We start from the raw sequence: 12,668 nt of genomic DNA, 5'->3' as shown, positions 1-12,668 counted from the left end.
CGATGGGAACGGTAGCGCACCAACTTACTAATGCGCTAACTATTTAGCGATTTATGGTCTTCGACATTCTGCATCACTAACCGCCGAGGACGAGGGGCGCCGAAGGACTGAGCGAGTCACTCCTGCTGTTGGGAGCAAGACCAGGACGTATCGCCGACGGGCCCGCCTCTTTGGCCAGCATCACCCCGACAATGCGTCGAGCGCGCAGCGCGGCGGCGTCTGCCTGAAACTCCACTCCTCCTCGCCATCCGTCGTAACCCGAGTGGTTGGAGGCCATCTCAAGAATGGATGTGTCCCGTCGGCTGACCTCGGCCAGGAATGAACGCAGTCCGTTGGTCACCGCGGCGCGATCTCGGCCGTCGATACGGTAGTTGCGCGAGGCTTGCATGAACACGTGCGAGGTTGATTCCGTCTCCGGCGTGATGCCATGGGTCCGCGTCGTCGTGTACACAACACCATCCGCGGTCTCGATGTCCCAATATTGCCGGTGAACGGCCGGGGAGGCGAATGTGCCGCCCTCACGATGCTTATAGGTCAGCGCCCGGTCCAGTCCGGTCGCATCCGCTTGCCAATCAGCGAGCGGAAGTTCCTGCAACACACGGGTATAGGAAACGGTCGTTTCGCTCACTTCGACATCGTTGAACGCCGGCATGCTGTTGAGTCCCGGCGGCAGATCCCGCGCATGAACCACCGGGGCGTAGCTGAAGTCCAGATAGTGTTCGTGAACCATCATGTAATTGGCGTCCACGTGCCAAGAATCGGCGAATGTCGACCACGCGACGTCTTTGATCCACGGCATGCTCGGCGGTCGGCTGCCGAAGGCAGCGGCCGGCGGTCCGATCCAGATCCATACAAACGGGGATTCCTCCAACACCGGAAACACCGGCACGCTCATCCCCGTCGGGACCTGGGGCTGGGTCGGTGTGTAGACGCACGTGCCCTCGGTGTCATACGTGCAACCGTGGTAACCACAGACCAAGCGGTCTCCGTCGACGCGGCTGTGTGACAGCGGGAATGCCCTGTGTGCGCAACGGTTTTCGAAGGCATTGACCTGGCCGCTCGCGCCGCGCCATAGCACTACATCTTTTCCGAGTAACCGACGGCCCAACGGCGCCTCGGTTACTTCATCGCAGGTAGCCGCGACGTACCAGCACTTCTTCGGATAGTTGGTACTCACAGGTCCAGCACCAACCTTTCGCTGCGTGAGCGCGACACGCACACCAGCATCACTTCGCCGGCGGCCTTCTCAGGTTCGGTGAGCATCGAGTCGCGGTGATCCGGAGTGCCCTCCAGTACCCGCGCTTCGCAGGTGCCGCATACGCCTTCATAGCAGCTGGCCATGATCGGAACGTCGGCTTCCTCGAGGGTTTCCAGGATCGACTTGTCGGCTGTGATCTCCACAGTGATTCCCGACCGCTGGCAGACGACCTCAAATTGATCGAGCCCTTCAGCGGCCTGCTCTGCGCTCGGCGCTTTCGCGGTGAACCGTTCGATGTGAAGTGTCCCCGAAGGCCATGGGGCGCAGTGCTGCTCGACCGCCGCGAGCAATGGCTCCGGCCCGCAGCAGTACACCAACGCGTTGTCCTCGGGATCCTTGAGGAGCGAGTCGAGGTCGAGAATGCCCCGCTCGTCCTGCGGCCACACAGTTACACGGTCGGGGTAGCGCTCGACAAGTTCATCGGCGAAGGCCATGGAAGTCCTGGTCCGTCCGCCGTAAAGCAGTGTCCACTCACTGCCCGCGCATTGGACTGCCTCGATCATCGCCGCGATCGGGGTGATGCCGATACCTCCTGCGATGAAGCGGTACGTCGGTGAGTCGACCAGCGGAAAGTGATTGCGGGGGCCACGAACTCGCACCGTCGCGCCCTCGTCGAGATTGTCGTGAACGAACTGCGAACCACCGCGACTATTGGGATCGAGCAGGACCCCGACACGCCAGACCCCCCGATCGCGCGGGTTACCGCATAGTGAGTATTGGCGCGTGAGCCCGTCACCGAGAACCAAGTCGATGTGTGCCCCCGGTTCCCAAGGTGGAAGGTCTTGCGACTCTGGATGGGCAAGGTCCAGCACGACCACGCCTTCTGCGGGCGTGCTGCGGCCGCGGACGATCAGATCCGCCGTAAATTCATGGACGCTGGCGCTAGGCATGGTGATGGCAGGCGCGGACATCGGCTGTCACGCCGTGGGCGGCAGGTAAATGGTCTTGTAGACCTGGAATGCGTCCAGTCCCTCCGGACCGAGTTCGCGTCCCATTCCGCTTTGTTTGATGCCGCCGAACGGGGCGACCGGATCGTTGACGTAGTGATTGACCCCGATGGTCCCCGACTGAACGCGGCGGGCGACGCTGGCCGCGCGTTCGGGATCCGAGGACCATACCGTCCCGCCGAGACCGTAAATGCTGTCGTTCGCAATGGCGACGGCGTCGTCTTCGTCGGAGTAGGGAATCAGCGACAGCACTGGCCCGAAGATCTCTTCGCGTGCCACCGTTGCGGTGTTGTCCAGGTCGGCGAAGACGGTGGGCTCGACGAACCACCCGCGGTCCAGTCCTTCCGGTCGCGCACCTCCGGTCGTCATCCGCGCACCTTCGCTCTTGCCCTTGGCGATATACATTTCGACACGGTCACGCTGGCGCTGCGAAACCATTGGGCCGACTTTGGTTTGGGGGTCGAGCGGATCGCCTAACGTCAGTGAGCGCGCTAAATCGGTGATCGTGTCGACGATTTCGGTGTAGCGGCTTCGCGGTGCCAATACCCGGGTGTTGAGCCAGCAGATCTGGCCGTTGTTGAGCAGTGTTGCCCCGAAAAAGGGCTCGATCAAGCTGGCGAGGTCGGCATCGTCGAGGACGATGGCCGCCGACTTGCCGCCGAGTTCGAGGGTGACCGGCCGCAGCAGCCGTCCGCACGTTTCGGCGATCCAGCGGCCCGCCGCGGTGGATCCGGTGAACGACACCTTGTCGACACCGGGGTGCTCGACCAGGTAGGCACCTACCTCACGGCCGCCCGGAACCACATTCAACACGCCGTCGGGCAGGCCTGCTGCTGCGGCGGCCTCGGCCATCAGGAAGGCGTCGAGCACTGTCTCCTCGGCTGGTTTCAGGACAACGGTGCAGCCGGAGGCCAATGCGGGTGCGAGTTTGAGGAACGTGATCCCCTGGGGGACATTCCAGGGCACGATCGCGCCGACGACGCCGACGGGCTGCTTGGAGACCAGTGATGTGCCGCCGAGCATGCCGGGACGGGTCTCCTCGGCTGGCGCACTGGTCATCAGGTCGCTGTAGTAGCGCAGCAGAATCGGGGGAAAGCCAGCTTCGAACTGTTGGGCCAGCCAGATCGGCATGCCGTTCTGCATCGACACCCGTCGCGCCGTTTCGCCGCCGCGGGCTTCCAGTTCCACGGCGAATCGTTCAAGGACATCGGCGCGTTGCTTCGGATGCCAATTCGCCCATCCGTCGGGAGCGTCGAATGCGGTCCTGGCGGCGGCCACCGCGGCGTCGATATCTGCCGCGGTGCCCCTTGGCACCGAACCGACCCGCTCTTCGGTGGTCGGCGAATAGACCCCGATAGTGTCGTGACCGGCAGGCGCTGTCCAGGTGCCGGCGATGTAGAGCTGTGGGTAATCGATTGTCGTCATTGGCATCTCTTCAGCATCAGGCGAAATTGAGCTTGGCGGGCAGATGCTTTAACCCGCCGACGAAGTTGGTCTGCGTGTACTGCCCGGGTCCGAGCAGTTCGATCGACTTGATGCGGGGGAGCAGTTCTTCGAGCATCACCTTCAGCTCGAGTTTGGACAGGTGTTGTCCGATGCACATGTGAGGGCCGTGGCCGAATGCGATCTGCTTGTTGGGTTTGCGGTCGATGTCGAATTCGTAGGGGCGGTCGAAGACGTCCTCGTCGCGGTTGCCCGACTGGAACAGCAACATCAACCGGTCGCCCTTCTTGATGGTCTGCCCGCGCATCGTGTAGTCCTGCTCCGCGCGGCGCATGAAGTGTTTGACCGGTGAGACCATTCGCAACGATTCCAAGACAAGGTTGGGAATCAACTTCGGATCCGCTTGAACGCGGGCCAGTACGTCGGGGTGTTGTGACAGCAGCTGCAGCGTGCCAGCCAGGGTTGCCGACGTGGTGTCGTGCCCGGCGGTGGAAATCGCCATGTAGTAGCCGTAGGAGAAGGACTTCGGCAGATACTCGCCGTCGGGTCCCTTGGCCGTGGCGACCAATGTGGCGAGATCCTCGCGCGGATTGGCGCGGCGGTCTTCGACCAGCATGTCGAAGTAGGCGCAGATTTCCTGGTAGGCGGCCGCGAACTGTTGGGCCATCGCCTCGGGGCTGGGCTCCTCGGCGTCCTCGCGCTGGTGTTCAGGATCGGCCGTGCCAAAGAACTCCTGAGTCATCTTCATCATCGTCGGCTCGTCTTCCGGGGGCACCCCGAACAGCGTCATCATCACGTGCAGCGGGAAGCCCAGGGCCCAGTCGTCGAGAAGGTCGATCTCCCCGGTCGCGGAGAGCTTCTCGAGCTTGTCGACGGACGCCCTGGCGAGCTCGCCGATCTGCTCTGTCCACTTCTGGAGCTGGGTGGGCCGGAACCAGTCGTTGGTGATGAACTTGATTTCGGTGTGCTCGGGCGGGTCCAGGTACGGCAGGGCGTCCATAAGGCGCAGGCTTCCGCCGAGCAGGCTCTTCATGAAACCGTCACCGGCCTGGTTCTGCAGGATCGGGTTATGCGCCCCCGGCTCCTTGCCGCCGCCTGCAGAGAAGACCTCCGGCTGGCTTTCGACCTCCTGCAGGTCGGCATGCTTGCTGACCAGCCAGATAGGGTCGAAGCCCTCGACGACGGCTTGGGCCAGTGGCGCGTTGTTGCGCACCCATTTGTAGGCCTCATGCAGTGCGGCGAGGTCGCCATGGCCCTCGGGCAGCACGATCTGCCGTGCGATGCCATCGGGAATGGTGGCTGCTTGCGTGTGTTCGGCGGTCGTCATGGACGTCCTCTTCCTGCGGTATTGACTGCCCTATGTCCCTCGCCGACGAGACCTCGTTGGCGAGCGCGTCTGGTGACTCAAGTCTCACTTCGAGGCCGCAACTGCCGCGTCACCATGACGGGGGGTCATCGCTCCCGCGTTGGGGGTAAAAGCGGTGCGGAGCGGCGACGATTCGTCTGATTGGCGAAGCTTCACGCAGTCCCGGCCAGGGCGATGACCTCGTCGAAGCCCTCGCGCAGGCAGGTCGAGAACGAGGTGGCGTCGGTGATCGCTTCCGGGTCGAAGTTGATGGCGATGCAACACGTTCCGTCGTAGGTCACCATTGCGACCATGGCCGGGATGCCGGGTCGGGGACCCATCGGATAGATGCGCGTCACCTTTGCGCCCGCGAGATACAGCGGGCGGCCGATCGCCCCCAAGTTGGAGGCCTGCAGGTCGGACAGGCCGGTCATCTCGCCGGCGATACGTGTGAGCAGAATTCCCGGCAGCCGGCTCAACACCGGCGCAATGAGGTCGAGGAATCCCAGGGCGGGTTCCATGCGGGCATCGGAGATGAAGTCGTGGATAGCGGCGATGCGCGCGCTGGGATCGGGTTCACCGACCGGCGCCACGAACCGCGCGGCGGCGAACTTGTTGGCGCCCATGGGGTCAGCGTCGGTGCGCAGGCTGACCGGTATCGCCACGGCCATGATATCGACTGTGAGAGAGAGCTTTTCGTGGTAGCGACGGACCCCGCCGAGCAGCGCGGCCAGGAACGCGTCATTGACCGAGCCTCCAGCCGCCCGTCCCGCTATTTTCAGGTCGTCAAGCGCCACGTCGAAGGTGTCCAGTCGATAACCGGATCCACCGCCGGTAAGCGCAGGGGAGTGGGGCGCCTCCGGCGGCGACAGCACTCGCCGAAGTGACATCGCGAAGTTGACGGCGTCGGTCGCCGTTCCGACCGGGTCGCCCACGAAATGGCCTACAGCCGAGAACGCTTCTCGCACCGCGCTGGCGGGCGCGCTCACCGCCCTGGCGGCCAGCCGGTTTACCAGTAGACCCTCCGGCGATTCCTTACGTCGAGGTTTGGCCATCGGCCTGTCGTCGGCGGGCCCGGGCTCCCGGCTATGTCCGTGGGCCAGGTCCAGCAGTTGCAGCAGACCGATCCCGTCGCTCAGGCTGTGATGCGGCTTGAACAAGTAAGCTGCCCGCCCTCCGGTGACGCCAAGCACCAGCAGCGCCTCCCACGCCGGGCGCTCGGGATCCAGCGGGCGGGCAGCGAATTGGGCCGCCAGTGCGTGCAGCTCAGCCATTGACCCGTCGCCCGGTAGACGCACCCGCTGCAGGTGGTATTCCAGGTCGAAGTGTGGGTCAGGCGACCACGCCGGCGGAACGAGGGGCAATAGCGGCTCGACGACGCGTTCCCGTAGCCGGGGGACCCGCTGGGTGAACCGATTGTGCGCGGCCACTAGCCGATCCCAATCCGGCTCCACATCGAGCAGCTCGATCATCACGCCGGTCGAACGGGTGCGATGGTGACTGTCGGTGCGCCACATAAGTGTTTCCCACGCGCTGAGGTCGGGCCCTCCACCCCATGAGGCAAGTGCGTCATCGTTGGTTTCAGGCATTGCGTTCAAACCTTTCGGCCGGCGCCGCGCCGTCGACGCCGGCAGTTACCTGCAGGATGAGTTCGGCAACGCGGGCAGGATCGTCGGACATCGGCACATGGCCGACGCCGGGAAGCCGCACCAACTCGGCTCCGGGTATCCGCTCGAGCATCGGTGCGCCGAAACCGTTGAACGGCAGCACCCTGTCGCGGTCAGCCCAGACCAGCCGGACGGGGTAGTCACGGTCAGCCGGAAGAGGTTGCACTTGGCGAAGCGGGATTGCGCGCAGCAGTAGCGCGACGGCCGGCGCGACGGCACCGGCCCGGATATAGGCGGCCAATTCCTCAGGTGGCACCCGCTCGGGATGTGCGACCTGCGCGGCCAGCAGTGGCCAGCGCAGCAGCGTGTTTGCGGCGATGGTGTCAGCGCGCGACACACAATGGTCGAGCGCACCGACGGATAGCCGAATTGCGTTGGCCCGTAACTCGATGCTGCGCTGCGACCGCCACGCTCCCGCCGGACTGAACAACACGAGGGACAGAGCTCGGCCTCGGCGCGCAAGCTCCATTCCGAGCCATCCGCCGAGGGAATTGCCCGCGATGTGCACTCTGTGCAGGCCCAGCCGATCCAGTTCTTTCTCGATGTCGTCGGCCAGGGCGTCGACTGACGGCGCAATGTCGGGGTCTAGCGGCATCCCACCGCCGTGGCCCCGCAGTGTCGGCGCTATCACGTCATGGTGAGGCTCGAGATGTGGCAGGACTGGTGACCATGCTCGCCATATGGCGCCCACGCCGTGCAACAGGAGCAGCGGGGATCCGGTCCCGGCCCGGTGGACGGGCGTCAGCTCCAACTGTTGGACAGTGGCACGCGGACCTTCAGCGCCACGCCGGATAAGCGCGACGGCCGTCGCCGCGGCCCCGGTGGTCAGCAGCGCCGCGGCTGCAATAGCCGCTTTTCGACGCTTGTTATTCGCCATTAAAGGTTGTCTCTACAAGGTTCAGGGCGTCAGCACGGCCTTGAGGATTTCGCCGCGGTGCTGGGCCTCCACTGCCTCGTTGACGCGGGCCAGCGGCATGGTGGTGATCAGCTTGTCGAACGGAAACTTGCCCTGACTGTGCAGATCGAGCAGGTAGGGGATGAACGTTTGCGGGTCGGCATCGCCTTCGACGATGCCGCGGATGGTCAACCCGAGAAGGGGCGGTTGGAACAGCCCGACGGAGAACACGGCCGCCGGATCGGCGGGCACACCGATCAACCCCAGCGTGCCTCGTATCCCGAGGGAGGCCAGCAGCTGCTCGACGACTGGTGCCACCGCAGTGGTATCGATCGCATAATCGGCGCCCGCCGGCGCGATCTCGCGGATCTGTTCGGACAGCGGGCCGGACGTTGGGTCAATTACGTGGGTGGCGCCGAGCTCGGTCGCCAGGGTGCGCCTGCTCGCGTGCAGGTCGACGGCGATGATCGAAGCGGCGTCGCGCACCACCGATGCCAGTACGGCCGACAGGCCGACCGCGCCCGCGCCGGCGACGACCACCGTCGAGCCCGGCTGGACGTCCAGTGAGTTCATCACCGCCCCGGCCCCGGTCTGGATGCCGCAGCCCAACGGGCCGACGAGCTCGACCGGGGCACCCGGCGGCAGCTTGACCACGTTGCGTTCGTGCGCCAGCGCATGGGTCGCCAACGACGATTGGCCAAAGAAGTTGGCCCCCAATTTGGTTCCGGCCGAGGCTAAACCTGCGGATCCGTCGGGGCGCACCCCGCCGAAGTTGTATTCGAGGAAGCGGTGGCAATACGCCGGTTGACCAGACGCGCACTGGGGGCACGCCGCGCAGCTGTTGAAGCTGATCGCGACCTGGTCACCGACCGCGAAGGCCGTCACGTCAGCACCCACCTGCACGATCGTTCCGCTGCCCTCATGGCCGAGCACACCGGGCAGCGGGAACGGCAGGTGCCCGTGCTGGACAGCGATGTCGGTGTGGCAGATGCCTGCCCCAGCGATCTCCACTACTACTTCACCGGGCGCCGGGTCTTCGAGTTCGACCTCGGTGAGGACGAACGGCGCGCCCACCTCGTGGACCACCGCGGCTGAGATTTGCATCTGCTGCCCCTTCTCTACTGTGTGGCGTTGAGCCGCTGAACCGCGGCGCTTTCGGCGTGCCGACAACTGGCATCGGCTCACCGGCGGTGGTTGGGCACGCGGACGGGCCCATACGTGGACTCCTGTGCTGCGAGTGTGGCCGACGTCTGGTAGTGACGCGTCACCACATCGGGCGGTTATGCACCCCGCAGCAGAGGTATTTCGTCCCGAATACCCTTGGCTGCATGGTGTTCGAGCCTTCATAGTGGGGTCGCCAGAACTCAACGGTCGCGGTCGCAAACCACCCGCCCCGGCACCGGGCGCGCGTACCTCCCCCCAACCCAGGGAAACGACGCCGGGTGCCGGGTCCGGGCCGGCGGCGACGACGAGGGAGACGACATGAGAGTTGAGGTGGACCGCACCAAGTGCGCCGGGATGGGACTCTGCGAAGGCCTGGCACCCGAGCGCTTCCAAATCCAGCAGGACGGCACGGTCGAGGTACTCGATGCCGAGCTCGACGGTGACCAGGCCATCGACATTGCACAAGAGGCCGTGGACATGTGCCCGACGGCATCCCTGAGGATTGTCGGCTAACCCCGCGTGACGCTGCCCAATTCTGCGCGAAGGCGGTCATGACATGACCGGTAGCACGCCTTCGGTGATCGCAGTCGACGATGTCGTCGCCCAGATCAAGGCCGGTCCTAGCGGGCCCAAAGTCGCCGCGTTCTTCGATTTCGATGGAACCCTGATCCAGGGGTACTCGGCTAGCGCGCTGATCGCCCATCGGGCGCGCAACTTCGAACTGGGACCCGATGAGTTCGTGCGCACCATGCTCGCGGCGCTTGGTGGACCGCTCGACGAGGCCGCGTTCGAAGACCTGATGTTGCACGGAATTCAGAGCTGGGTGGGTCGCACCGATGACGACCTGATGGAACTCGGCGAGGAGCTGTTCGTCAACGAGATCGCCGGTGCGCTGTTCCATGGCACCTGGCGGCTGGTGCGCGCCCACCAAAACAAGGGGCACACCGTCGTCATCGCGACATCTGCCACCCGGATGCAGGTCGCGCCCATGGCCCGAGAACTGGGTATCGACCATATTTTGTGTACGGAGCTCGAGACCGAGCACGGTGTTCTCACCGGCGGTATCTCCGGGCGCCCGCCGTGGGGGGAAAGCAAGCTCGCCGCGGTCCGTGACTTCGCCAAACGACATCGAATCCCGCTGAAAAACTGCCACGCATACGCCAACGGCGACGAGGACGTGCCGTTCCTTGGTGGGGTCGGCTTTCCCCATCCGATCAACCCCGGTTCAGACCTCGCCCGTCATGCCGGAGAGCGCGGATGGCCCGTGGTGCGTTTCAAAACCAAACGGAGCCAGTTCCATCCGCTGTCGCTGGCCCGAACGACCGGTCTAATCGGTGGCTTCGCCGCGGCAGTCGGCGCGGGCGCGGTCGCTGGTGTGCTGACCCAGGATCGTCGCGGCGGCGTGGATCTGGCGACCTCGCTGTTCGGCAGGCTCGGGGGGCAGCTGGCCAACATTCGGTTCAAGGTCATCGGCGAGCAAAACACGGCGCACCGGCCTGCAGTGTTCTTCATCAACCATCAGAGCACATTGATCGACATGCTCGTAACCACCCGAGTCGTGCAGCGCGGCTTCACCGTCGTCGCCAAGGCAGAGGTGGCCCAGATACCCGTGCTCGGGCAGCTGTTCGCGATGGCTGATGTCGCGTTCGTGGATCGCAGCAACACATCAAAAGCTCTCTCAGCGTTGCAGCCCGCGGTGGACAGGCTGCGCAAGGGGCTTTCGATCACCATGTCACCCGAAGGCACCCGCTCGTTCAGCCCGAAGATCGGGGTGTTCAAGAAGGGTGGTTTCCACATGGCCCGCGACGCCGGAGTTCCGATCGTTCCGATCGTGATCCGCAACGCCGGCGAAATCATGTGGCGCAACGCCAGGGTGGCACAGGAAGGCACCATCGAAGTCGTTGTGCATGAGCCGGTTCCGACCGCCGACTGGACCAAAGCGGATCTCGACCTGTGGGTGCCGCGAATGCGCCAGCTCTACATCGACACCCTTGACGACTGGCCGGGAACGTCTGCAGGGCAACAGTGGTCAGCCGCCATTGCGCAGGCATCGGCGGTGGGCAAGTGACTGTGCTGTCTGATCGACTTACCCGGTTGCTGCATCCGAAAGGATCCGCCGCGTCGATGTCGCGCTCTGGCGACCGTCGAGAGATCGCCGCGCTGCTGGCCTCCGATGAATTTCTCAGCGCAACAGCTCAATTGGCGTCCCAGCTGTCCCGCACTGTGACCGATGTGCGGACAGAGGCGGCATCCTATGTCCGCGAGATGGCGGTCTCCCACGTTCCTCCCGTTGTGCGCGCCTGGCATGCGCTGTCGGCGTGGATGGTCCGCGGCTTCCAGGTCGTCGTCGACGACGATGACCTGGCCCGGCTGCGGGCGCTGGACCGCGATCACGCCCTCATCTTCCTCATCTCGCACCGCTCCTATCTGGATCAATTTTCCTTTCCGCCGCGCCTTGTGAAGGGAGGGATCACGCCGACGTTCGGGCTGGCAGGCGCCAACCTGAATTTCTTCCCGCTGGGCACGATTGCCAGGCGCAACGGGTTCATCCCGGTGCGGCGAGCGACGGGGGACATGCCTGCCTACCGGCTGGCCCTGCGCATCGTCGTGGGCCAGATGGTGTCTGCCGGCCGCAACCTGGTGTGGTCCATCGAGGGCGGTCGGACACGCACCGGCAAGCTGCGGCCGCCGAGATACGGATTGCTGCGATATGTGACCGACGCAGTCGAATCCGTGCGCTCCGAGCAGACCGTGGCCGTCCCCGTGTCGATCCTGTTCGACCAGCTGCCGCTGCACGAAGTCAAACTGATGGTCGAGGAGTCGCGCGGGCTTCCCAAGCGGCCGGAGAACGCGCGCTGGCTATTCAGTTACGCGCGCGGGCTGCGGCATCGCCTGGGTCGCATCTACATCAGCTTCGGCTCACCGGTCCCGCTGTATGAGCGGATCGTCGGGCTGCGCGCCGAGGGCTTGACTGATCGCCAGGTCGTTGAGCGCATTGCTCTCGACGTTTGCCATCGGCTCAACCAGGCCACGCCGGTGACGGCCACGGCGGCGGTATGCGTCGCAATGCTCGGCGAAGACCGTGCCCTGACCCTCGACGAGGTGCGCGCGACGGTCGCACCGCTGGCACGATACTTACGTGCCCGCGGCTGGCGTGTTGCCGGCGGAGCGGACCTCACCGACCGAGCGACCGTGTCGCAGACGCTGCACGACCTGGTCGGCTCCGGCGTGTTGACCTGCTACGCCGGGGGTCCGACGACGGTGTGGGGGATCGGCGACGACCAGCATCTGATCGCAGGGGTGTACCGCAACAGCGCGATTCACGTTCTGGTGACCAGAGCGATCGCCGAACTGGCCCTGCTGGCGATCGTGCAGACACCGGGGGCGACCAAGCGCTCGGGTTGGGAAAAGGCACAGGCGGTCCGCGAACTGCTCAAGTTCGACTTCTTCTTCGCCGGCCGCGAGGAGTTCGCCGGCGAGCTCTGGCGTGAGTTCGCGATCATGACCGGACGTGACCCGGACCCGAGCGCACCGCTGCCCGCCGAAGAGGCTGCGCGCATTTTGAAAGGAAGCGACCTGCTGGTGGGTCATTTGGTGCTCAGACCGTTCATCGACGCCTATCGGGTGGTGGCCGAGGAACTGGTGAACGTCGGGGCCGGACTCGAAATCGATGAACAGGATCTGCTCAAGAGGTGTCTTCGTCTGGGCCGGCAATGGTCATTGCAGCATCGCATCACTGAGGAGTCGGTGTCGGGGGAGATGTTCAGCACCGCGGTGAAAATGGCGCGGCACCGGGGCCTGCTCGATTGCGATGCGGCGGCCGATGAGGTCGCCGACCGCCGAGCGGCCCTGGTGGCCGAACTCGACGAGCTGCAGGCATCGATCGACGAGCTCGCGCAAATGCACCGGGGCTCCGCACCGGTGTGAGACGTGCATCACGCCAGCGCCT

General features: G+C 64.9%; 11 protein-coding genes and 1 pseudogene. 4 read left to right on the top strand and 8 right to left on the bottom strand.

Features of this window, described 5'->3' with window-relative positions:
• Positions 1 to 76: 76 nt before the first annotated feature.
• Positions 77 to 748 (bottom strand): hypothetical protein, encoded by a 672-nt coding sequence (locus MYCSM_RS38390; protein WP_232425830.1) that lies wholly within the window; start codon positions 746 to 748, stop codon positions 77 to 79.
• Between MYCSM_RS38390 and MYCSM_RS38385 the strand changes: the two genes are divergently transcribed.
• Positions 738 to 929, top strand: a complete 192-nt coding sequence (locus MYCSM_RS38385) for a hypothetical protein (protein ID WP_232425871.1) — start codon at positions 738 to 740, stop codon at positions 927 to 929. The genes MYCSM_RS38390 and MYCSM_RS38385 overlap by 11 nt on opposite strands.
• A 29-nt stretch (positions 930 to 958) precedes the next feature.
• Here MYCSM_RS38385 and MYCSM_RS38380 read toward each other — a convergent pair.
• From MYCSM_RS38380 to MYCSM_RS22630, 7 genes and pseudogenes are all read right to left on the bottom strand, one after another.
• Positions 959 to 1,177 (bottom strand): annotated as a pseudogene (locus MYCSM_RS38380) (Rieske 2Fe-2S domain-containing protein); the annotation flags it as partial.
• Positions 1,174 to 2,169 (bottom strand): PDR/VanB family oxidoreductase, encoded by a 996-nt coding sequence (locus MYCSM_RS22655; RefSeq protein ID WP_015308505.1) that lies wholly within the window; start codon positions 2,167 to 2,169, stop codon positions 1,174 to 1,176. The pseudogene MYCSM_RS38380 and the gene MYCSM_RS22655, both read right to left, overlap by 4 nt.
• Positions 2,170 to 2,175: 6 nt before the next feature.
• Entirely contained in the window at positions 2,176 to 3,630 is a 1,455-nt protein-coding gene (locus MYCSM_RS22650) for an aldehyde dehydrogenase (RefSeq protein ID WP_015308504.1), read from the bottom strand.
• 16 nt (positions 3,631 to 3,646) lie between these two features.
• Complete coding sequence (locus MYCSM_RS22645) at positions 3,647 to 4,975, bottom strand: cytochrome P450 (RefSeq protein ID WP_015308503.1); 1,329 nt, start codon at positions 4,973 to 4,975, stop codon at positions 3,647 to 3,649.
• Positions 4,976 to 5,166: 191 nt separating this feature from the next.
• Complete coding sequence (locus MYCSM_RS22640; RefSeq protein ID WP_015308502.1) at positions 5,167 to 6,582, bottom strand: wax ester/triacylglycerol synthase domain-containing protein; 1,416 nt, start codon at positions 6,580 to 6,582, stop codon at positions 5,167 to 5,169.
• Complete coding sequence (locus MYCSM_RS22635; protein ID WP_015308501.1) at positions 6,575 to 7,537, bottom strand: alpha/beta fold hydrolase; 963 nt, start codon at positions 7,535 to 7,537, stop codon at positions 6,575 to 6,577. The genes MYCSM_RS22640 and MYCSM_RS22635 overlap by 8 nt, the downstream gene beginning before the upstream one ends.
• 21 nt (positions 7,538 to 7,558) lie before the next feature.
• Positions 7,559 to 8,659: an NAD(P)-dependent alcohol dehydrogenase gene (locus MYCSM_RS22630; RefSeq protein WP_015308500.1), complete on the bottom strand. Its 1,101-nt coding sequence runs from the start codon at positions 8,657 to 8,659 to the stop codon at positions 7,559 to 7,561.
• Positions 8,660 to 9,037: 378 nt separating this feature from the next.
• On the opposite strand from MYCSM_RS22630, the gene MYCSM_RS22625 reads away from it, so the two are divergent.
• From MYCSM_RS22625 to MYCSM_RS22615, 3 genes are read left to right on the top strand one after another with little or no spacing between them, the layout of a single operon-like run.
• Entirely contained in the window at positions 9,038 to 9,232 is a 195-nt protein-coding gene (locus MYCSM_RS22625) for a ferredoxin (protein ID WP_015308499.1), read from the top strand.
• 43 nt (positions 9,233 to 9,275) lie between these two features.
• Positions 9,276 to 10,787 (top strand): HAD-IB family hydrolase, encoded by a 1,512-nt coding sequence (locus MYCSM_RS22620; protein WP_015308498.1) that lies wholly within the window; start codon positions 9,276 to 9,278, stop codon positions 10,785 to 10,787.
• Complete coding sequence (locus MYCSM_RS22615) at positions 10,784 to 12,646, top strand: 1-acyl-sn-glycerol-3-phosphate acyltransferase (RefSeq protein WP_015308497.1); 1,863 nt, start codon at positions 10,784 to 10,786, stop codon at positions 12,644 to 12,646. The genes MYCSM_RS22620 and MYCSM_RS22615 overlap by 4 nt, the downstream gene beginning before the upstream one ends.
• Positions 12,647 to 12,668: the final 22 nt, after the last annotated feature.

The organism is Mycobacterium sp. JS623 (assembly GCF_000328565.1).
GTDB lineage: Bacteria > Actinomycetota > Actinomycetes > Mycobacteriales > Mycobacteriaceae > Mycobacterium.
This window is presented reverse-complemented; position numbering and strand designations above follow the sequence as displayed.

Excerpts from the sequence above, each read along its gene's own strand:
- MYCSM_RS22655 (WP_015308505.1), bottom strand. The coding sequence starts at position 2,169 with ATGTCCGCGCCTGCCATCACCATGCCTAGCGCCAGCGTCCATGAATTT.
- MYCSM_RS22650 (WP_015308504.1), bottom strand. The coding sequence starts at position 3,630 with ATGACGACAATCGATTACCCACAGCTCTACATCGCCGGCACCTGGACA.
- MYCSM_RS22645 (WP_015308503.1), bottom strand. The coding sequence starts at position 4,975 with ATGACGACCGCCGAACACACGCAAGCAGCCACCATTCCCGATGGCATC.
- MYCSM_RS22640 (WP_015308502.1), bottom strand. The coding sequence starts at position 6,582 with ATGCCTGAAACCAACGATGACGCACTTGCCTCATGGGGTGGAGGGCCC.
- MYCSM_RS22635 (WP_015308501.1), bottom strand. The coding sequence starts at position 7,537 with ATGGCGAATAACAAGCGTCGAAAAGCGGCTATTGCAGCCGCGGCGCTG.
- MYCSM_RS22630 (WP_015308500.1), bottom strand. The coding sequence starts at position 8,659 with ATGCAAATCTCAGCCGCGGTGGTCCACGAGGTGGGCGCGCCGTTCGTC.
- MYCSM_RS22625 (WP_015308499.1), top strand. The coding sequence starts at position 9,038 with ATGAGAGTTGAGGTGGACCGCACCAAGTGCGCCGGGATGGGACTCTGC.
- MYCSM_RS22620 (WP_015308498.1), top strand. The coding sequence starts at position 9,276 with ATGACCGGTAGCACGCCTTCGGTGATCGCAGTCGACGATGTCGTCGCC.